An 18,790-nucleotide genomic window follows, 5' to 3' on the forward strand; every position below is an offset into this window, starting at 1 on the left:
GTTCCTGGTTCGGGTTGTCTTGGAGTGACAAACCTTGATACCGGAACCCCGCCTCTCACACCCCGATCAACACACCCTTGACCAGCCACGCCCACGCCTAACTGAACGGCGTTGGCACTAGTACTCCAACGTCACTTGGCTTTGGCGTTGGGCGTGGCGTGGGCATGGAGACGGCCACCGCGTTGATCATCGATGGTTTGTGAGGACAACCGAAGATCGTGCGGTGGCCGCGTGCCACAGCGTAGACCCCGCCGGGTGGCGGGTCATCCTGGACGAGGCGGTGACGCGTGTCGCTGACCGGTTCGTGCGGGCCGAGCCGCGCCGGACGGCGGGGCAGTTCGTGGAAGGGCTGCTGTCGGGCGTGGAACGCAAGACCTGCTGGTCCCTCGCGGAACGGGCAGGCCACGCTGATCCGCAGGCGATGCAGCGGCTGTTGCGTACGGCGGTGTGGGACGCCGACGGCGTCCGTGACGACGTTCGGGCCTGGCTGATCGATCAGCTCGGACACCCCGACGCGGTGCTGGCCTGCGACGAGACCGGGTTCTTGAAGAAGGGCATGTGTTCGGTCGGGGTGGTGAGGTGGGGCGTTGGCGAGGTGCCTGCCGGGCAGGTCCTTTTCCGACGCCCTCCTCCCGAACCGGACAGGCCCGTTTCCGAGCATCCGGCTCTCCGGTGACTACTGCGTGAGTGCGGCGCTGTTGTTGGAGTGGATCTCGGTGTGGCAATTCGCGCAGACGATGAGCGTCTTGCGTCGCCGCTTGACCATGATCGTCGTCCAGGTGTTCTTGCGTGACTGCTTGTCCCGGTCGAGATCGGCGAGCTTGCGGACGTGATGGACTTGGATGTCCACAGTGCCACCGCAGATTTCGCACTGCCCGGCGAGGAGTCGGTTGATCAGCTCCTTGCGGGCGGCGACCGGGACCGGACGACGGTCGAGGACGACCGCTGTCTTCTGCCGCTTGAGTGGTATGCCGCCGAACCGGGCGACCAGTGGTGTCCTGCCTTCGCGTTCGACGCGGGCTTCGAAGCACCGTCGCTTGCCGTGCTGGGTGTCGATGGTGGTCCGGTATTTACGGGCCATTTTCGACACCGCCGAACGGTGCTTGAGTGCCAGTGTCTTGAGCATGGATGTTTCCATGACCCAGCGCAGCCGGCTCAGTCGCCAGACATCGCCGGCGGGCAGGTAGTACTGGACGATGCCGCGGTACTCGGTCCCGTAGGTCGCGATGATGGTGTGATCGCTGTGGTTGACCAGCCGGGTCCGATGCGCGGGTTGACCGCGTTGGAGGTACCGGACGCACTTGGTGCGGTCCGAGCAGCCGGTGGTGGCGATGCGTTCGTAGCCCGAGCCGTGGACCAGGGCCTCGATGACGTGGGCGAACACGACCTGGTCGGGGATACGACGGCGGTGGCAGCCCAGCGGGTGGGCCGGATCGAACTCAGGCCGGTCGGGCAGCAGCGCTGCGAACTCGACCCAGAGGGGTTCCAACAGCGATGATGGCAGGGCAGGCACGGGACTCCTGATCGGTTACCGAGCGTAGAGAACTCTGATAATCGATGAGTCCCGTGCCTGTTTGCTACCCCCGACCGGCTACCTGTCCCGTACGGCACCTATTGCCGGTCGCTCTAAGTGACGTTGGAGTACTAAGCCTGGGCGCAGGATGTCGCGGTGCCGGGGTGTCGCAAGGTAATTGATACAGAGTGGGTGGACAACGACTCCTGAATGAGGCTGCGGGCATGGCTGATCTCGTCGGATGGCAGCGCGGCCAAGACGTTCTCCAGCGGATTCACGCGGCGCGCATGGTCGAACCTCTGGACGTCATGATCCGACATTCCTGTGATGCCTTGAGAGTTGTCGACCGCGAGCGTGGGAATGCCAGCACGGTCCGACGATTGCGCACGTTGCGGGCGGTACAGCATTTTGCGAGCTATCCCGTAGTGAGCTGCGGACAGCTTCCGCCGTTCTTCGTAAATGTCGTGCGCCGCGACCAGGACGGACACGGTCAGGTCGTCGAATGGTCGCGTCTTGGCCACGCTCCGCTGAATGACCTCGGCGAGTGTCGGCGCGTCGGCCGCCTGTTCCAAGCGCTTTCCTTCAGCGGACATCATCGACCCGGACCGATCGCGCCGCCATTGTTCGTGTCGGATTTGTGGCATACCGAATATGGCGTCCCGTGCCAGCGACTCCACGTCATGTGGGCCGCTTGGAGCCTCCGCCTTGGATTGCCACGGCACACCGAACTGTCGGATCTGGTTCATAAAAACGTCGATGGAGAATTCTCCCCGTGGATCTTGCCCGCGGGAAAAGTTCACCATCCGCTGACGAAAGCTCCGTAGGAACGCGTGACTAGCGAGCAGACGCGACAGTGACTCTTCCGACATCGCTGACACCGCGCCAGAAACGATCGGCTCCAGCGATCTGTTGGCGGCGGAGCCGAGCGCCGCGCCGACTTTGAATAGTTCCCACAGCATCACTTCGCTGGCAGTGCCGGTCCACGTACGCACCAGTGGGCCGTCGAATATGCCCTCGGACCGGCTGTGCAGGTCACCATCGAGGCGGACCTCGACCGTAGGAACGTTCCAAATGATGATCGACGTGAACGACTGCCACGGTGGGTGCCCAGAAGCAGATTGGGCGGCGAGTCGGGCGTAATAGTGGCGGAAAGAAAGGTCGCCAGCCGTCGTACTATCGAGCACAGCGTCGGTGCGGCTGTGGACTAGTGCGAGTCGCACCAGGGCGCTGCCCCAGAAGCCGAGATCGACGAGTAGTCGCCGACCTGTCAGCGTGGGCACGTGGTCCGGGCGGGCTGGCAGCGCAGCGAGACGATGGCTCATGTCGGCGGCGAGCCGCTCGAACGCGGCAAGGCTGTTGAGCGCTTCGGTTATGCGCGCCGGTAGATGATTGAGAGTCCAGCGGGAGATTTGTTCGGAGTAGGTATCCATGCCGGGCCGCCCATCGAAAGAAGCGAGTGGGACGCGAAGGTCGGCGCATCAGGTGAGCACCGGTGATGTGATCATCACCACTGACTGAGTGGCCAGTCAATCCTTCGATTGGCCCGTCTGGTTCGCCGTCTACCGCCGATCGCCTCGCGGCAAGAGGCCGCCGCTCGGGCGCGACGAAGACACCGTCGTCATGCGCGCGGCGCGCGGTGAGCCGGCCCGCCGGGGCGGTAAGCCGCCCTGACGGGCCGGCAGGCCGCGCCTGCCAGAAGGGCCACACCTAATGACTCCCGAACGGTCCGTCGCGGCTCGCGGGATGCCTGCCCGTTACCCGGCCTTCGAAGGTCTCCAAAAAGATCGGCAGCGTGGGTGGCTACGGGTCGTTGGCGGTGATGGTCCGGCTCGTCGAGTACACGCCTGCACACCTCTGGGCCAGTTAGGCCTCGTGCAAGACCGGCGGGCCGGCGTGTCCGGACCACCTCCGTGACTTGAAGCAGCATGTTGATCGTGGTTGCAGCCCGCCCGCGCGGCACACACCTCGCGAACCGGGAGCCGACGAGCTCTGAACGCGAAGACCGGAACCGTGCGGGTCGCTGGAATCGCGAACGGCTCATCGGAGGGTAGGCCTGAGAGCCTCGTCATTAGGGCGCCGCGCGTTTCCGCCAGGGTCCGCAACCAGGTCAGGAGGAAGGAGTAAGAGGTTGAAGGTGTTCTGCGGCATCGACTGGTCCGAGCGGCACCACGACATCGCCCTGGTCGACGAGCATGGCCAACTGGTCGACAAGCGCCGCATCAGCGACGACCTGGAAGGGTTCACCTCGCTGGTCGACATGCTCGCCGGAGCCGGCGACAACGTCGATGAGCCGATCCCGGTGGCGATCGAGACTCCGCGTGGTCTGCTGGTCGCGGCCCTGCGCGCGTCCGGGCGCGGGTGTACTCGATCAATCCGATGGCGGTGGCCCGCTACCGGGAGCGGTACTCGGTGTCGCGGAAGAAGTCCGACCACGTCGATGCGATGGTGCTGGCGAACATTCTGCGGACCGACGCTCACGCGCACCGGGCGCTACCGGCCGACAGTGAGCTCGTGCAGGCCGTGGCAGTGCTCGCCCGTGCCCATCAGGACGCCACATGGCGACGCACCAGGGCATCCAACGAGCTGCGGTCGCTGCTGCGGGAGTACTTTCCAGGGTTCCTCGGCGCGTTCGCCGGCAGGAAGGGGCATCTGACCAGCCCGGACGCCCGCGCGGTGCTGGCCATCGCGGCGACGCCGGCGGAGGCGGCCAAGCTGTCCCACACCCGGATCGCAACGGCGCTGCGCCGCGCAGGGCGGCAACGCGGCATCGACGAACTCGCCGCCGAGCTGCACGAAGCCCTGCGCCGTCCGCAGCTGCGGCAGCTACCCATGGTCGAGGCCGCGATGGGCACCCAGGCCCTCGCACTCCTGGCCACGCTCAACGCCGAGTGCGTCAGCGTCGACCAGCTCGCCGAGGCCACCAGCAAAGCGTTCCGCCGGCATCCCGACCACGAGATCGTCACCAGTTTCCCCGGTCTGGCCGACGTCACCGGAGCCCGCGTCCTCGCTGAGATCGGCGACGACCGCACCCGGTTCGCCGACGCACGGGCGTTGAAGGCATACGCCGGATCCGCACCCGTCACCCGCGCGTCCGGCCGCAGCATCTCCATTACCCACCGCAAGGTCAAGAACGACCGCCTCGCCGCCGCCGGCTACCTCTGGTCGTTCGTCGCGGCCACTCACGCCCCACCCGCCAAGCAGCACTACCAACGCCGCCGCGACCACGGCGACCGGCACCCCGCCGCACTACGCAACCTGTTCAATCGGTTGCTCGGCTGCTTGCACCACTGCCTGGCGAGCGGCCAGGTCTACGACCCAGTCAAGGCATTCGGCGAACCCCAGGCCGCGGCGGCTTGATGCCGTGGCCTGGATCGGCGGCTTCAACCGTAGGCGTACTCGTCGACGTCCAACTCCGCGCGGGTAAGTCGAAGGAACTCCATCGTCCGGGTGTCAAGGTGCCAGCCCAGTAGCTGATGCTGTCCGGGCAGCTTCTGGAGGTTCTCGGCCGGGCCGGTCAGGTCCTCAGCCTCGCCAGCAGGGCGTTCGAAGGCCCGCACGACCTGCAGAACACTGCCACCCGGGCCACCATCAAGGTGGTCAAGCTCGGCCACCAGGTCGCCGATCCGACCAGCGTGAACGAACAGCCGATCAACAATCGCCCCAATCTGCTGGTCCACGCTCAGGTGAGGGCTCCGGCAGGAGACCTTCCACCTGTGCGCAGCGGGAAGCGGCGGTTCCATCCGACGGCTGCCGCGAACCACGACCTCGTCAGGTTCGATGCCCAACCGGCCCGCGATCTCGGCCGCCGTGACATGGTTCGAGGTCAGCGCAAAGTAGGCGTACTGGGACACGAGCACGCACGGACCCTACCGAGGCCGACGATCAGACAACACCTCAAGGCGCTTGCGAGGCGACCCCCGGGATGTCGGCTACCCGGGGATGGATCCACGAGATGTTGATCTGCGCCGCACCAAGCAGGCCATCGAACGGCACCTTGCCGCCCTGTGCCGCCGACGCGGCATCGGTCACGTCCAGGTCGTCACCGACGCTGGCCGAATCCGCCGGGTGCCACCGGTACGGGTCTCGCATGGCAAGGTCGCCGAGATGCAACGCCGGGCAAGGCGTGGCACGAGAACGACCTCGTATTCACCACCCGCTATGGCACGCCCATCGAGCCGCGCAACTTCCAGCGTTCCTGGCAGACGAGATGCGATCGGGCAGGAGTCCGAGCGATCACCGTCCACCAAGGCGCACCTGCGCAACGCTATTGGCCGACCTCGACGTCCATCCGAGGGTCACCATGCAGATCCTCCGGCACGCCCGCTTTTCGGTGACGATGGAGATCTACACCCAGGTCTCATCCAAGGCGACCAGAGACGCACCCAAGCGCCTCGGCGAATCACTCACCCGATGACGGACTGCTGTACTTCGTTGCTGTACGGGTAGCAGAAAGGCCACCTTCATCAATGGAAGGTGGCCTTTGACCTGCGTGGGCGATACTGGGATCGAACCAGTGACCTCTTCGGTGTGAACGAAGCGCTCTCCCGCTGAGCTAATCGCCCTCAGCGCGCATGACTGTACCTGATCGGGCCGACTCGGCGCGAATCCGGGGTCAGTGCGTCGCGATGTAGTGCAGGAACCGGGCCAGCAGGTCGATGCCGAGGCTGTACTTGAGCGAGAGCCAGACCACCATGGCGACGAAGACGAGGCCAACGGCGCCGAGCAGGAAGCGCACCGGCAGCGACCGGCTGGTCACCCAACGGGTCCAGTTGTGGACGTGCCGACGGGTGAAGCCGAGTAGCCGTTTGGCCCAGTGGAATTCCACCGCCCAGATACCGAGACCGGCGATCACCAGCAGCCACCCGGGGCCGGGCAGCGGGATGAGCGCGATTCCGATGGTGACCACCAGCGCACCCGCCACGGCGATGAAGACCTTGAGCGCGATCCGCCCGGTGGGGTTGGCCCGGATCAGTTCGAGCGTCGTACGCACGCGCTGCCGGCGGGGACTGACCGGCGACTCGGCCACGGCCGTTCGCCCGGGCCTCCCTCGTCGCCCGCCCTGTTGCCCCCTCGGCACCGCGTACCCCCGCTCCCCGGTGACGCGTACGGCGCGAGCCGTCCGGACACCCGGATCCGTTTCCTCCAATGAGGAGGGATTCGTAACCATTTCCACCCCCAGTGTCACCCGGGCCCGTCACTCGGTGGGACGACTGGACGTTACCGGAGTGAGGCGACGACCGAGCCACCCGAGGCCGGGCAGGATCCAGTACTTGGGCAAAACGGACACACTACCTGAATCTTGGAATTCAAGCGGCGTTTCCGATCACCTTCCCACCACTGGGTGAAGTCAGAGCATGGCGGAGCGTAGCCAGGAGTAGCACCTGAGTATGGGAAAAGCGGGACACGCGCGTTCCGCAGCGGTGCCGGGGGGAGAACGTCCATGAGTGTCATCCGACCGACGACCGTAGAGGTCGAAACGTCGTTAAGGCTCGTCGCGCCTGACGCCAGCGCCTTGCCGGTGCGCGCCAGTCTGCGTTACGACCCTGCTGACCCGTACGCGGTTCATGTCCTTTTCCATGCTGAATCGGCCGGCGGCGAGGCCGTGAGCTGGTCCTTCGCCCGGGAGTTGCTGGTCACCGGACTGGACGAGCCGGCCGGCATCGGCGACGTCCGGGTCTGGCCCTGGGCCACGCCCCGGGGGGACTTCGTGGCGCTGGCGCTGTCGTCGCCCGACGGCAATGCGCTGTTCGAGGTACCACGGAGCGTGCTGGTCCGCTTCCTGCGCCGCACCTACGTGGTCGTGCCACGCGGCCGGGAGGCGGAGCACCTCGACGTCGACACGGCGGTGAACCGGCTGCTGGCCGGGCGCTGACCTGACGACAGAGTGACCGGGCCACGCGGATCTGCCGAGTCCGCGTGGCCCTGTTCCACGCCGGTCGTCGCCGGGCCCCGGGGGTACGACCTCAGCCGTGGGTGGTGATCCCACCGTCGACCGGGATGACCGCCCCGGTCAGATAGGCACCGGCCCGGGACGCCAGGTAGATCGCCGTACCCGCCATATCCTCCGGCCGACCGATGCGGCCCAGCGGCACCTGCTGCTCGATCGCCGCCCGGCTCGCCGGGTCCTCCAACGCGAAGGCCATCATCTTGCTCTCGAACGGTCCGGGGGCGATCGCGTTGACCGTGATGTGCTCGCCGGCCAACCGGTGGGCGAGACTGCGGGTGAGAAAGTGCACCGCCGCCTTGGTCGCCGAGTAGGCGTAGACCTCCATCGCCGGTACCCGGATCCCGTCGACCGATCCGATGTTGATGACCCGGGCGGGGTCGTCCGGGCCGGCGGCCCGACGCAGTTCAGGCAGCACGGCGGTGGTGAGCCGGAAGATCGCCTTGACGTTCACCGCCCAGAGCTTGTCGAACGCGCTCTCCGGGTACGCCTCCAGCGGCGCACCCCAGGTCGCTCCGGCGTTGTTGACCAGTACGTCGAGCCGGTCGACCCGCTCCCGCACCGCGCTGGCGAGCCCGTCGGCCCCGTCGACGGTGGAGAGGTCGGCGGGGATCGCCTCGCACTGACCGGTCCGGTTCAGCCGTTCGGCCACGGCCGCGCAGGCGTCCGCCTTCCGGGAGGAGATGATCACCCGCGCCCCGGCGCCCGCGAAGCCCTCGGCGATCATCAGTCCGATCCCCCGGGAACCGCCGGTGACCAGCACCGTCTTGCCCTGCACCGAGAACAGATCCGGCATGCCACATCCCATCACGACTCGTCGGCGTCATCCCGGGCCGACCCGTTACTACCGTCGGGTAACGTAACCGGGCCGGTACGGTCGGACAAGTCCCGGTCCGCGTGGGATGCGGGAGTCGGGCGGTCCGGCTACCGTCGGGCAATGGACGAGCCGGCCATCAGCCCCTCCCGGGTCGGGACGGAGATCCAGGCGGTCGCCCTGGGTGGTCTCAACCCTGATCCGTCGTGGCGCCGCCCGATCCTGGCGCAGCACCACCTGCTGATTCTGATCACCGCCGGGCACGGTACCGCGCAGCTGGACTTCCGTGACCATTCCTGTCATCCGGGTGTGGTGCTGCGGGTCCGCCCCGGGCAGGCGCTCCGTTGCGTCGGGGCCGGGCTGGACGGGTTCGGGGTCCGCTGGACCGGTGATGTCCCGGACGACCCGGACGGCGGGCCGGCCGCCCTACCGGGCGGAGCGGCGCACTGGCAGCCCGGCGGCGCCGACGGGGACGCGATGGTCGCCGGGATCACCCAGCTCGTCGCCGACTGCGGGCGGTACCCCGAGGATGTGCACGGGCACCTGCTCGCCCGGCACCAGCTCGCGGCGGTGCTGCTGCGTCTCGCCCTGCTCTCCGGCCGGGAACGGAGCGGTGGTGTGGCGGAGCTGGCCACCTTCCGGCGGCTCTGGGCCGAGGTGGAGCGACGGCATCCGGAGACCCGGCGGGTCGAGGACTATGCGACGACTCTGGGCTGTTCGGTGCGTACCCTCACCCGGGCCTGCCTGGCGGTGACCGGCCACAGCGCCAAGCAGGTGATCGACCAGCGGGTCGCCCTGGCCGCGATGCGGCTGCTGGTCGCCACGGACGAGCCGATCGCGGCGGTCGGCCGTCGGCTCGGCTTCCCCGAGCCCACCAACTTCGGCCGGTTCTTCGTCCGGGAGGTGGGGCTGAGCCCCGGCGCGTTCCGGGCCGGCCGCCGGGGATCCGCAGGATCCGGTACCCGTGCGCTGGTGGGATCGGCCAGCCCGGCATGATGGTCCGGTGCAGATCTCCGCGCGGGGTGACTATGCGGTGCGGGCGGCGTTGAGCCTCGCCGCGACGTACCCGTCGTTGATGTCCACCCAGGCCATCGCCACCGAACAGGACATGCCACGCAAGTTTCTCGAAGCCATCCTCGCCGATTTGCGCCGGGCCGGTCTGGTCCGGGCGCAGCGGGGCGCCGAGGGCGGCTACACGCTGGCCCGGCCACCCCGTGAGGTGACCATCGGGGCCATCCTGCGGGCCGTCGAGGGGCCGCTGGCCGGGGTCCGCGGGCTACGGCCGGAGGAGACCCGGTACGACGGGGCGGCCGAGCACCTGCCCGGCCTCTGGGTGGCGGTCCGGGCGGCCGTCCGGCAGGTGGTGGACGAGGTGAGCCTCGCCGAGGCCCTCAACGGCCGTTTGCCGGCGCACGTGCGCAAGCTCACCACCCAGCCGGACGCCTGGGAACCCCGCTGACCGGCTGACCGCCCGGCACCTCCCCCGGCCAGGTCGTCGCGTACGTCCCGCCGTGGTAGAGCAGCGGTCCGGTACCACCGGTCGACCCGGCGAGCAGCGGTTCCGCGATGACGACCGCGTGGTCGCCAGCGTTCACCCGGTCGACGGTCCGGCAGACCAGCCAGGCCAGCGCCCGGTCCAGCAGGGGCACCCGGTACGGGCCGTGGTGCCACTCGGGGTGCCCGGCGAACCGGTCGACACCGCTGGTGGCGAAGTTCCGCGCCACCTCCTGCTGGTCGGCGGCGAGCAGGTGCACCGCCAGGTACCCGGCCAGCCGTACCGTCGGCCAGCTCGATGACGACCGGTCGAGGCAGAACGAGATTAGCGGCGGGTCGAGGGAGACCGAGGTGAACGACGTGGCGGTGAACCCGACCGGCGGTACCGGCGGGCCCGGTACCGGTGTGGACCCGGGGGCGGTCACCACGGTCACGGTCGCGGCCTGCCGGCGCAGTACCGACCGGAACAGGTCCCGGTCGATCGCGCGCAGGTCCGGTGGGGCGGCACTGTCGACGGTCGTCATGCTGTCACCAGGGCCGGGGCGGGCGCAGCGGTGTAGATGTTCGCCGGGCGCGGCAGTCCGTAGTGGTCGCGTAGCGTACGGCCGGTGTACTCGGTCCGGAACAGACCCCGGGCGCGCAGGATCGGTACCACCTGGTCGACGAAGTCGGTCAGTCCGTCGGGCAGGTACGGCGGCATGACGTTGAACCCGTCCGCCGCGCCCTGGGTGAACCACCGCTCGATCTGGTCGGCGATCTGCTCCGGGGTGCCGGCGACCACCCGGTATCCCCGGCTTCCGTCGAACCGACCGATGGTCTGCCGGATGGTCAGGCCCTCCCGGCGGGCCAGGTCGGTGAGGAGCCGGTAACGGTTCAGCCGTGCCTGGCCGGCCCGCACCGGTGCCAGTTCGGGCAGCGGTCCGTCCAGCGGAAGGCCGAACAGGTCCACACCGAGTGCCGTGGAGAGCTGGGCCAGCGCCTGGTGGGGCACGACCAGCGCCTCCAGTTCGGCGGCGAGGGCGTGTGCCTCGGCCTCCGTACCGCCGATCACCGGCGTGATACCGGCCATGATCGGCACCAGATCCGGGTTCCGTCCGGCCGCCACGAGCTGTCGCTTCAGCCCGCCGTAGAATGCCTGGGCCTCGGTCAGGGTCTGCTGGACGGTGAACACCGCCTCGACGTGCCGGGCCGCGGTGCGGATCCCGTCGGCCGGCGGATCGGTCTGCACCAGCAGCGGCCGGCCCTGCGGCGACCGGGGCGTGGTGAGCGGACCCCGGACCTGGAAGTCGGCACCCCAGTGGTCGATCTCGTGTACCCGTCCGGTGTCGACGGACACTCCCGCACCGGCGTTCAGGACCAGGGCGTCATCCTCCCAGCTGTCCCAGAGCTTCACGGCCACGTCGACGAACTCGGCGGCCCTCCGGTACCGGTCGGGGTGGTCGGGTTGGCGGTCCCGGTTGAAGTTCGCCGCCTCCCGTTCCTGGCCGGAGCTGACGATGTTCCAGCCGGCCCGGCCCCCGCTGAGATGGTCGAGCGAGGCGAGTTGGCGGGCGACGTGGAACGGTTCGTTCCAGGTGGTGGAGACGGAGGCGATCAGGCCGATGTGCTCGGTGGCGGTGGCGAGTGCGGCGAGCAGGGTCAGCGGCTCGAAGACCGGCGGAACACGGTGCCGGATGTCGGGCCCGACGGAGAGCCCGTCGGCCAGCAGAACCGAGTCCAGGGCGCCCCGTTCGGCGGTCCGGGCCAGTTCGACGAAGTGGGCCAGCTCGGTGATCCGGCGCGGTTCGGTACGGGGGTGCCGCCAGGCGGCGTCGTGGTGTCCGACGCCCAGCAGGAAGGCGTTGAGGCGCAGGGTGGGGGTCATCGGGGTCCTCTCGGGCGGAGGTGTCGACGCGCCAGGTGGAGCAGCGCCGTTCGAGGTGGACGAGGAGCTGGCTGAGGAGCAGACCGGGCGCGGAGACCGTGATGATCCCGGCATGTCGTGGATCGCGACGCCGTACTGCGCGTAGCCGAGGTCGGTAACGAGGTCGGGAGGGTCTCACCTGAGGGGAGCGCTCCTCGCTGTCCATACCGGACGGAAGCCTCGCAGGGGCAGCCTGAGCCACCGCTCCACGGGGAGCGGTCAGGCGGAAGGGACACCGAGAGGAGCGGGAAGGTCGCCGGTTCGACGCCGCAGATCAGCTCAACAGAGCGCGCTGGCGTGTCGGACCAGGTCGACGTACACGCGAGCGGTGAGGAGGAACCCGGCTCGCCGTCGCATGAACCCATGCTGCCGCCGGTCGCCGTCCGCCGTCAACGCTCGCCCATCAGATGGGATTGACGGCAACAGCCGAACGGAAGACGCTGTCTGGCTGGACTTCTCGCGGCTTGAATTCCATCTGTTGGGTAGGAATTTGAGGCGTGGGTTGGGACCAACCCTGAATGCAGTCATGATCGCGCCCGGTTTGCCGAACGGCGCTTCTGGGCATGTTCCGGTCGACCCCCGCACAGCAGAACGAAGGGAGCACAGCCATGGGCCTGATGTTCCGCAAGCGCAAGAAGTACGGTCCGATCATCCTGAACTTCACCGAGAACGGTTTCTCCTCCTGGAGCATCAAGATCGGTCGCTGGTCATGGAACTCGCGGGCGAAGGCGCACCGGGTCGACCTGCCCGGTCCGCTCTCCTGGAAGCAGGACAAGTCCCGGGCCTGACACCCGGACAGCCGGCGGGGCGCGGACGTCTGACGTCCGCGCCCCGCCGGCTGTCCGGCACCATTCCGCCCGCCGGCTGTCCGGCACCATTCCCGCCCCGGTCAGTCAGGTGCCGGACCGGACCGCACCGGGCGGATCACCACCTCACCCCCCAACCGACCGTGCTCCGGGTCGCGGCTGGCCAGCCCACCGCTGATCAGCCCGGCCAGCGCGTCGATCGCGTCGACCACCCGGTACGCGGTGGCGGTGAGGGTGAACCGACGCAGGTCGTTCACGGTCGCCGACTCCGACCGGCGCAGTTCGGCGAGCAGGTCGGCGCCGAGTGGTGCCCGGTCCGGGGCAACGACGTCCAGCAGTCGACCGGCCGCGTCCCGGTACCGTACGCCCGTCTGGGCGGGCAGCGTCCACATCGCGTCCTTGAACGTCGCGAGGTTCTTCTCCGACGTCGTGCCGTAGCAGACCAGCGCCTCCGCCCCGGGCCCGGTGACCGGTGCGGCCGGCCCTCCCCCGGCGGGGGCCGGTGCGTCTCCCGCGGCGGGGGCCGGTGCGTCTCCCGCGGCGGGGGCCGGTGCGGCCGGCCCTCCCCCGGTGACCAGCCCGACCTGCGTGACCAGGGGCAGTCCGGCTGACCGGAGTACGGCGCCGGGGTCGACCATGGGGCCCGCCGACGACCGGTACGCCAGCAGGACGTCAGCCGGGCGACCCGCGTCCACCGCGGCCCGGATCTCCGCCTCGGGGACCGGGCCGGAGGTCACCTCGACATAGCCGAGTATGGGCGCCCCGGCCGCACCGGCGGCCTTCAGCGCGACCGGCAACCGGGGTACCCCACCGGGAATGAGGTGCACCGCGACGTCGGCGGAGAGGCCCACCTCGGCGGCACCGAGCCGGGCGGCCAGGTCGTCGGGATCGGCGGCGAGCACCACCATCGCGAGCCGGGCCCCCCGGGGTACGTCGAGGGTGCCGGCCAGCGCGCGGACCGCAGCGTCCGCCGTTCCGCCGTCCGGTCCGTCGTACGCCTGCACGACGGTGGCCCGGCGGGACCGGCGCAGGGCGGCCGGCGCCCAGCCAGCGAGTTGACGGGTGAGCAGGTGGCGGTGGACGGCGCCGATCGGGTCGTGGGACACGTCCCGGTTCTACCAGTGCCGTACCGGACGCCGCCGGCCGGCACGGAGTTTCCGTGCTGGACCGGTCAGACCGGCACGGAGATCCCGACCCCGCCCCGGGTCTGACCTCCGTAACGCTGGCGTTCCCGGTCGAGGTCGAGCCGGCCGATCCGCTTGCGGGCGGCGAGCGCCGTCGGGTCGAGCCGGTCGGCGGGGACCAGCCAGACCACCTCGAACTCCAGTCCGTCCGGGTCTCGGGCGTAGAGGCTCTTGGTGGTGCCGTGGTCGGAGCTGCCGGCCAGGGCACCGGCGGCGGCCAGCCGCTGCGCGGTGGCGGCGAGTTCGTCGAGGGTGTCGACCTCCCAGGCCAGGTGGTAGAGGCCGACCGTGCTACGCCCGGCGGCCGACGGCCCCGCCGCAGCACCCATCTCGAAGAGGCCGAGGTCATGATCGTTGGTGGAACCGGGCGCCTGGAGGAACGCGGCCCCGGTGAAGCCGTCCGGCGTCATCGGGATGACGGTGAAGCCGAGCACGTCGCGGTAGAACGCGACGCTGCGGGCAAGGTCGCTGACGAAGAGTACGGCGTGGTTGAGCCGGTGGATTCCCATGCGGTCAACGGTAGCCCGTTTTTGTTGAGCGTTCAACCAACTCGGCTATGATGGCCGTCATGACCCGTTGGCTGGACGCAGACGAACAACGGACCTGGCGGGCCTTCCTGACCGCCACCCGGGCGTTGATGGAGACCCTGGACCGGGAGCTGCAACGCGACGCGGGCATGCCGCACGCCTACTACGAGATCCTGGTCCGGCTCTCCGAGGCCCCCGACCGCCAACTACGGATGAGCGACCTCGCCCAGGTCACCGGCTCGTCGCGCAGCCGGCTCTCGCATGCCGCCGCCCGGCTCGAGGAGGCCGGTTGGCTCCGCCGCCAGGAATGCCCCACCGACCGGCGCGGCCAGATCGCGATCCTCACCGACGCCGGCTTCGCCGCCCTGGCCGCCGCCGCCCCGGGCCATGTCGAGGGGGTACGCCGGCACCTGTTCGACCCGCTCAGTCCGGCGCAGATCGACCAGTTGCGGCGGATCAGCGAGACCCTGGCGGACCACCTGGCCGACGATCGGACGGTTTGATGACCCAAACTTGCGCCGCACGGGTCTTGTACTGACCGTCGCTGGCCAAGCACGATGAGGCGTGTCTTCCGGCTTCGGTGACCTCACTGTCCAGGCCCACCATCTCGTGGCCACCGGCGATCTCGCCGCGGCGCAGAAACTGCTCGCCGACGCCCTGGCCGACGCCGACCCGCGCCCGGCGTACGCCACGCCGGAGCTGACCGAGGCGGCCGGCCTCCAGGCCCGGGTGCTGCTCGCGCTCGGCGACGCGCACGGCGCCCGGGGCTGGGCCGCGTTCGCGTACTCCGCCACCACCCGGCTGCACGGCCCAGCCGACCCGCGTACCGTGGCCGCCGCCGCCACACTGGCCGCCGTCCTGCACCGGGTCGGCAGCCACGCCCGGGCGGCCCGGCTCTACCGCGACGTGATCATCGAGTTGACCGCGAGCGACGGGCCGGAGTCGCTGCGGGTCCTGGCCGCGCACGCCGACCTGGCCACAGTGGAGTACGCCCGGGGCGAGTGCACGGTGGCCCGCAACCGGCTCGCCGACGCGTGGGAACTGCACCGCGAGGTGTACGGCGACGGCCATCCCGCCGGCATCAAGATGCTCGCCCGGCTCGGTGCCATGCAGCGCGACTGTGGACTCTTCACCGCCGCGCACGAACACCTGGACCTGGCCCTGGAACTGTGCCGGCAGCACCTGGCGGCGGACGACCCGCTCGCCGGTCAGGTCGCCGCTCTGTCGCGGGCGGCAGCCAACCCCGACCACGTCTGCTCGGACATCGCGCCGTCGACCCCGCACCGGGACCAGCCGGTGGTGCCCTCGGCGCGTACCCCGACCGACTCCGGGTCCGCCCACGGACGGTACGAGGCTCCCCCGTCGTCGACCCGGGATCCGTACGACACCTCCCCTGACCCGTACGACCTGCCACCGTCGGTGCCGGCCCCACGGCTCTCCCCCGAGGAGCCCGGCGCCGGGGGCAGGTACGCGCGCTTCGACGACGTGGCAGACGACGAGCCGTGGTGGCCGCCGGAGGAGCCGGGGCCGGCGTACCAGGCCGGCGACCCGGCTGCGACACACCGGAGCGGGGAGACCGGGCCGGCATACCAGCCGTCTCTGCCACCGGCGGTACCCGAGCTCACCCGGGGCAGCCCGACACACACCGTGCCCGGCACCGACCTCGAAGGCGTCCCGCGGAACCGGCACCTGCCGGCACGGCGTGGCAACCGGTTACCGGTCCGGGTGGCCCCGCCAGCCGTGTCGCGCCGCCGGGTGCCGCTGGTGGTGGGCGGCGTGGTTGTGGTGCTGCTCGGTACGGCGGCCGTGGTCGCCGGGGTGGCGAGCGTCGACGACCCGGTACCCCCGGCCAACCCGCCGGGCACGCCGAGTCCCGGACCGACGACGCGGGCCACCAGCGCCAACGCCGCACCGGGGCCCGCACCGGCCTCCCCCGGCACCCCGCCGACCTCGGTGCGGATCCGCGACAACCGGGACAGCATCACCCTCACCTGGACCTACCCGCGAGGCGCGGAGGGGCCCGTGGTGATCTCCGGTGGCCGGGCCGGCCAGCAGTCACGGGCCTTCCAGGAGTTACCGGCGGGCTCCGGCCGGTACGTCGTCCACGGCCTGGACCGCACCACCGACTACTGCTTCACCGTCGCGGTGGTCTACTCCGTGAACACGGTCGGACGGGCCAAGCCCGTCTGTACCGCGCGGCGCCGCTGACCCGACCCGGATCAGCCGGCCGGGTCGGGGGCCGCCGGCAGCCGTACCGTCACCCGGAGCCCCGGCCCGGCCGCAGCCGCAGCCGCAGTCCCCTCGACGGCTGCGCCGGCCCCGGGCTCGCCGGCTGAACCGCCGTCGCCGTCGGCGTCGGGCTCGCCGGCTGAACCGCCGTCGCCGTCGGCGTCGGGCTCGCCGGCTGAACCGCCGTCGGCGTCGGCCAGTTCGACCACACCCCCGTGCCGGTGGACCAGATCCCGCACGATCGCCAGGCCGAGGCCGGTGCCACCGGCGTCCCGGGCCCGGGCGTCGTCAAGCCGGGTGAACCGGTCGAACACCCGCGCCCGGTCCTGCGCCGGGATGCCCGGACCATCGTCGGTCACCGTGACCAGGTGCACCGCCACCCGCCCGGAGACACCGCGCCCACCCGCCCCGGTGGGCCCACCGGGGCCGCCGGTCACCTTCTTCCCCACGGATACACCGGCCTCGACGGTCAGCCGCACCTTGCCGGCCGCGTGCCGGACCGCATTGTCCAACAGATTCGCCACGATCCGGACCAGCTCGTCCGGCGCGCCAAGGGTCCACACCGGATGGTCCGGTACCCGCACCCGCACCGGGGGCGACGGGTACCGGGCCGCCACTGCGGCGACCAGTTCGGCCAGGTCGACCGGTGCCGAGCGGGCGAGCGGGCGGGACCCGGCATCGTCCAGTCGGGCGAGCAGTAGCAGGTCGTTCACCAGCCGGCTCAACCGTTCGGTGTCGGCCAGCAGGTCGTCGGCGACGGCCGGCCAGTCGGTCCGGTCCCCGAGCCGCCGGGCCACCTCCAGTTCGGTACGCATGTTCGTCAACGGGCTGCGCAGCTCGTGCGCGGCGTCGGCGATGAAGGCGCGCTGCCGGGCCCGGGCCACCGCCAACCGATCGAGCATGCCGTTGAGGGTGACCGCCAACCGGTGGATCTCATCGGGTGAGGCCGGTACCGGCAGCCGGTCGGTACCGGTACCGCCGTCACCCGCCGGATCCCCGGGACCGCGCGGAGCCATCCTGTCGCCCGCGCTGCGGGCGATCTCCTCGGCACCGGTACGCAACGCCTCCACCGGACGCAGGGTCGCGCCGACCACCCGCCAGGCCACTGCCGCGAGCCCGGTCACCAACAGCGGAAAGGCGATCAGCAGGATGGTGCGGACCACGGCGACGCTGTGCCGCACGTCCGCCATCGACCGGGCGACGAGCACGGTGACCCGGTCGTCCGGCGGACCGGCGGCCACCGCCACCACCCGGACCGGGTCGGCCATGCCGAGCCGCCCACCGGGCACCACGGTCCGGTACCGGTCCGTGCCGGCCATCTCGCCGGGATAGAGCATCGGTACCAGCCGGTCGGCGTCGATCGAAGCGGCCTGTACCCGGCCCTGACCGTCGATCACCTGTACCCGTACCTGCCCGCCGGCCACCGGGAGCGGATCGGGTACCGCGTCGGAGTCGACGAGCCGGGCCACCGCGTCCGCCGCGTGGAACGCCTCGGTGTCCACGCTCCGTTGCAGGGCGTGGCTGAGCACACCGAGCACGACCAGGCCGCCGAGCCCCAGGCCGGCGGCCAGCCCGAGTACGCCGAGCACGATGAGCCGCCCACGCAGGCCGACTGTTAACCGGGGGCCCTTCCTATACCGAAAACGATAAGAAGGGGCCCTTCCTTTCATGGGGTCAGGCGGTAGCCGGCACCGCGGACCGTCTCCAGCCGGTCCCGGCCGATCTTGCGGCGCAGGTAACCGACGTACACCTCGACCACGTTCGGTCCGGTCTCCAGGCTGGCGTCCCAGACGTGGTCCAACAGCTCGGTCTTGGAGATCACCTCGCCGGGGCGACGCATCAGGTAGTTCAGCAGGGCGTACTCCCGGGCGGTCAGGGTGATCTCCGCACCGGCCCGGGTGACCAGTCGCCGGGCCGGGTCCAGGGTGAGGTCACCGGCGGTCAGCACGGTGGGTCGTTCCGGGGCACCCCGGCGCAAAAGTGCCCGGAGTCGGGCCAGCAGCACCACGTACGAGAAGGGCTTGGTCAGGTAGTCGTCGGCCCCGCAGTCGAGCCCGTCGGCCTGGTCGTACTCGCCGTCCTTGGCGGAGAGCATCAGCACCGGCAGCCAGTGGTCCTCGGCGCGCAGCCGGCGGACCACCTCGTAACCGGAGAGCCCGGGCAGCATCACGTCGAGGATCATCGCGTCGTACCCGCCGTGCCGGGCCGCGTCCAACCCCTGTGGCCCGGTCGGTGCGATGTCCACCGCGAACCCCTCGGCCTGCAACCCACGTTGCAGGGCGCCCGCCAGCCGGGCCTCGTCCTCCACCACCAGCAACCGCACCCGACAAGGGTGCCACCCCGGCTGAACGGAGCCACAGGTCCTCTCAGCGCCCT

17 protein-coding genes, 1 tRNA gene and 6 pseudogenes are annotated in these 18,790 nt (G+C 70.3%); 10 read left to right on the plus strand and 14 right to left on the minus strand.

Features of this window, described 5'->3' with window-relative positions:
- Positions 1 to 223: 223 nt before the first annotated feature.
- Positions 224 to 592, plus strand: a pseudogene (locus V6U90_RS07375) (transposase); the annotation flags it as partial.
- 84 nt (positions 593 to 676) lie between these two features.
- Here V6U90_RS07375 and V6U90_RS07380 read toward each other — a convergent pair.
- The 4 genes and pseudogenes from V6U90_RS07380 to V6U90_RS07395 all read right to left on the minus strand — a co-directional run bounded on the left by V6U90_RS07380 (position 677) and on the right by V6U90_RS07395 (position 2,943).
- Positions 677 to 1,081, minus strand: coding sequence for an HNH endonuclease (locus V6U90_RS07380; RefSeq protein WP_334432840.1), 405 nt, complete (start codon positions 1,079 to 1,081; stop codon positions 677 to 679).
- Positions 1,076 to 1,288, minus strand: a pseudogene (locus V6U90_RS07385) (group II intron reverse transcriptase/maturase); the annotation flags it as partial. The pseudogene V6U90_RS07385 and the gene V6U90_RS07380, both read right to left, overlap by 6 nt.
- A 15-nt stretch (positions 1,289 to 1,303) precedes the next feature.
- A pseudogene (locus tag V6U90_RS07390) lies at positions 1,304 to 1,513 on the minus strand (IS5/IS1182 family transposase); the annotation flags it as partial.
- Between the two features lie 131 nt (positions 1,514 to 1,644).
- A complete protein-coding gene (locus V6U90_RS07395; RefSeq protein WP_334432510.1) occupies positions 1,645 to 2,943 on the minus strand; it encodes a hypothetical protein in 1,299 nt (432 codons plus the stop codon).
- Positions 2,944 to 3,641: 698 nt separating this feature from the next.
- On the opposite strand from V6U90_RS07395, the pseudogene V6U90_RS07400 reads away from it, so the two are divergent.
- Positions 3,642 to 4,870, plus strand: a pseudogene (locus V6U90_RS07400) (IS110 family transposase).
- A 23-nt stretch (positions 4,871 to 4,893) separates the two neighbouring features.
- Here V6U90_RS07400 and V6U90_RS07405 read toward each other — a convergent pair.
- Positions 4,894 to 5,370, minus strand: a complete 477-nt coding sequence (locus tag V6U90_RS07405) for a DUF4279 domain-containing protein (protein WP_334432512.1) — start codon at positions 5,368 to 5,370, stop codon at positions 4,894 to 4,896.
- A 106-nt stretch (positions 5,371 to 5,476) separates the two neighbouring features.
- Between V6U90_RS07405 and V6U90_RS07410 the strand changes: the two are divergent.
- Positions 5,477 to 5,629: pseudogene (locus V6U90_RS07410) on the plus strand (replication initiator); the annotation flags it as partial.
- Positions 5,620 to 5,927: pseudogene (locus V6U90_RS07415) on the plus strand (tyrosine-type recombinase/integrase); the annotation flags it as partial. The pseudogenes V6U90_RS07410 and V6U90_RS07415, both read left to right, overlap by 10 nt.
- Positions 5,928 to 6,003: 76 nt before the next feature.
- Here the strand turns inward: V6U90_RS07415 and V6U90_RS07420 are convergent.
- Both V6U90_RS07420 and V6U90_RS07425 read right to left on the minus strand, forming a co-directional pair.
- Positions 6,004 to 6,075, minus strand: a tRNA-Val gene (locus V6U90_RS07420).
- 50 nt (positions 6,076 to 6,125) lie between these two features.
- On the minus strand, positions 6,126 to 6,659 hold the full coding sequence (locus V6U90_RS07425; protein ID WP_442933545.1) for a TIGR02611 family protein: 534 nt from the start codon (positions 6,657 to 6,659) through the stop codon (positions 6,126 to 6,128).
- Positions 6,660 to 6,953: 294 nt separating this feature from the next.
- On the opposite strand from V6U90_RS07425, the gene V6U90_RS07430 reads away from it, so the two are divergent.
- Positions 6,954 to 7,385 (plus strand): SsgA family sporulation/cell division regulator, encoded by a 432-nt coding sequence (locus V6U90_RS07430; protein ID WP_334432517.1) that lies wholly within the window; start codon positions 6,954 to 6,956, stop codon positions 7,383 to 7,385.
- 91 nt (positions 7,386 to 7,476) lie between these two features.
- On the opposite strand, the gene V6U90_RS07435 is transcribed toward V6U90_RS07430, so the two are convergent.
- Complete coding sequence (locus V6U90_RS07435; protein ID WP_334432519.1) at positions 7,477 to 8,253, minus strand: SDR family oxidoreductase; 777 nt, start codon at positions 8,251 to 8,253, stop codon at positions 7,477 to 7,479.
- Between the two features lie 141 nt (positions 8,254 to 8,394).
- Here V6U90_RS07435 and V6U90_RS07440 point away from each other — a divergent pair, with 141 nt between their 5' ends.
- Positions 8,395 to 9,267 (plus strand): helix-turn-helix domain-containing protein, encoded by an 873-nt coding sequence (locus V6U90_RS07440; RefSeq protein ID WP_334432522.1) that lies wholly within the window; start codon positions 8,395 to 8,397, stop codon positions 9,265 to 9,267.
- Positions 9,268 to 9,274: 7 nt separating this feature from the next.
- Complete coding sequence (locus V6U90_RS07445; protein ID WP_334432524.1) at positions 9,275 to 9,730, plus strand: RrF2 family transcriptional regulator; 456 nt, start codon at positions 9,275 to 9,277, stop codon at positions 9,728 to 9,730.
- Here V6U90_RS07445 and V6U90_RS07450 read toward each other — a convergent pair.
- Positions 9,696 to 10,289, minus strand: coding sequence for a flavin reductase family protein (locus V6U90_RS07450; protein ID WP_334432526.1), 594 nt, complete (start codon positions 10,287 to 10,289; stop codon positions 9,696 to 9,698). The genes V6U90_RS07445 and V6U90_RS07450 overlap by 35 nt on opposite strands.
- The gene (locus tag V6U90_RS07455) at positions 10,286 to 11,629 is read right to left on the minus strand and encodes an LLM class flavin-dependent oxidoreductase (protein WP_334432528.1); all 1,344 of its coding nucleotides are present in this window, start codon (positions 11,627 to 11,629) and stop codon (positions 10,286 to 10,288) included. Before V6U90_RS07455 ends, V6U90_RS07450 begins: the two co-directional genes overlap by 4 nt.
- Positions 11,630 to 12,276: 647 nt before the next feature.
- Between V6U90_RS07455 and V6U90_RS07460 the strand changes: the two genes are divergently transcribed.
- Positions 12,277 to 12,456, plus strand: a complete 180-nt coding sequence (locus V6U90_RS07460) for a DUF4236 domain-containing protein (RefSeq protein ID WP_007075522.1) — start codon at positions 12,277 to 12,279, stop codon at positions 12,454 to 12,456.
- Positions 12,457 to 12,557: 101 nt separating this feature from the next.
- Here the strand turns inward: V6U90_RS07460 and V6U90_RS07465 are convergent, their stop codons facing one another.
- Both V6U90_RS07465 and V6U90_RS07470 read right to left on the minus strand, forming a co-directional pair.
- Complete coding sequence (locus V6U90_RS07465) at positions 12,558 to 13,580, minus strand: hypothetical protein (RefSeq protein WP_334432550.1); 1,023 nt, start codon at positions 13,578 to 13,580, stop codon at positions 12,558 to 12,560.
- Between the two features lie 65 nt (positions 13,581 to 13,645).
- A complete protein-coding gene (locus V6U90_RS07470; protein ID WP_334432552.1) occupies positions 13,646 to 14,167 on the minus strand; it encodes a VOC family protein in 522 nt (173 codons plus the stop codon).
- Between the two features lie 50 nt (positions 14,168 to 14,217).
- On the opposite strand from V6U90_RS07470, the gene V6U90_RS07475 reads away from it, so the two are divergent.
- On the plus strand, positions 14,218 to 14,688 hold the full coding sequence (locus V6U90_RS07475) for a MarR family winged helix-turn-helix transcriptional regulator (RefSeq protein ID WP_334432843.1): 471 nt from the start codon (positions 14,218 to 14,220) through the stop codon (positions 14,686 to 14,688).
- 61 nt (positions 14,689 to 14,749) lie between these two features.
- The gene (locus tag V6U90_RS07480) at positions 14,750 to 16,393 is read left to right on the plus strand and encodes a tetratricopeptide repeat protein (protein WP_334432555.1); all 1,644 of its coding nucleotides are present in this window, start codon (positions 14,750 to 14,752) and stop codon (positions 16,391 to 16,393) included.
- An 11-nt stretch (positions 16,394 to 16,404) separates the two neighbouring features.
- Here the strand turns inward: V6U90_RS07480 and V6U90_RS07485 are convergent, their stop codons facing one another.
- Together V6U90_RS07485 and V6U90_RS07490 are read right to left on the minus strand one after the other, a co-directional pair.
- The gene (locus V6U90_RS07485) at positions 16,405 to 18,006 is read right to left on the minus strand and encodes a sensor histidine kinase (protein ID WP_334432846.1); all 1,602 of its coding nucleotides are present in this window, start codon (positions 18,004 to 18,006) and stop codon (positions 16,405 to 16,407) included.
- 74 nt (positions 18,007 to 18,080) lie between these two features.
- Positions 18,081 to 18,737, minus strand: a complete 657-nt coding sequence (locus V6U90_RS07490) for a response regulator transcription factor (RefSeq protein WP_334432557.1) — start codon at positions 18,735 to 18,737, stop codon at positions 18,081 to 18,083.
- Positions 18,738 to 18,790 lie beyond the last annotated feature (53 nt).

Source organism: Micromonospora sp. CPCC 206060, from assembly GCF_036906895.1.
Taxonomy (GTDB): Bacteria; Actinomycetota; Actinomycetes; order Mycobacteriales; family Micromonosporaceae; genus Micromonospora.

What these genes read in the sequence shown, in the direction of transcription:
- V6U90_RS07380 (WP_334432840.1), bottom strand. Translation starts at nt 1,081, where the DNA reads ATGGCCCGTAAATACCGGACCACCATCGACACCCAGCACGGCAAGCGA.
- V6U90_RS07395 (WP_334432510.1), bottom strand. Translation starts at nt 2,943, where the DNA reads ATGGATACCTACTCCGAACAAATCTCCCGCTGGACTCTCAATCATCTA.
- V6U90_RS07430 (WP_334432517.1), top strand. Translation starts at nt 6,954, where the DNA reads ATGAGTGTCATCCGACCGACGACCGTAGAGGTCGAAACGTCGTTAAGG.
- V6U90_RS07435 (WP_334432519.1), bottom strand. Translation starts at nt 8,253, where the DNA reads ATGCCGGATCTGTTCTCGGTGCAGGGCAAGACGGTGCTGGTCACCGGC.
- V6U90_RS07440 (WP_334432522.1), top strand. Translation starts at nt 8,395, where the DNA reads ATGGACGAGCCGGCCATCAGCCCCTCCCGGGTCGGGACGGAGATCCAG.
- V6U90_RS07450 (WP_334432526.1), bottom strand. Translation starts at nt 10,289, where the DNA reads ATGACGACCGTCGACAGTGCCGCCCCACCGGACCTGCGCGCGATCGAC.
- V6U90_RS07455 (WP_334432528.1), bottom strand. Translation starts at nt 11,629, where the DNA reads ATGACCCCCACCCTGCGCCTCAACGCCTTCCTGCTGGGCGTCGGACAC.
- V6U90_RS07460 (WP_007075522.1), top strand. Translation starts at nt 12,277, where the DNA reads ATGGGCCTGATGTTCCGCAAGCGCAAGAAGTACGGTCCGATCATCCTG.
- V6U90_RS07470 (WP_334432552.1), bottom strand. Translation starts at nt 14,167, where the DNA reads ATGGGAATCCACCGGCTCAACCACGCCGTACTCTTCGTCAGCGACCTT.
- V6U90_RS07475 (WP_334432843.1), top strand. Translation starts at nt 14,218, where the DNA reads ATGGCCGTCATGACCCGTTGGCTGGACGCAGACGAACAACGGACCTGG.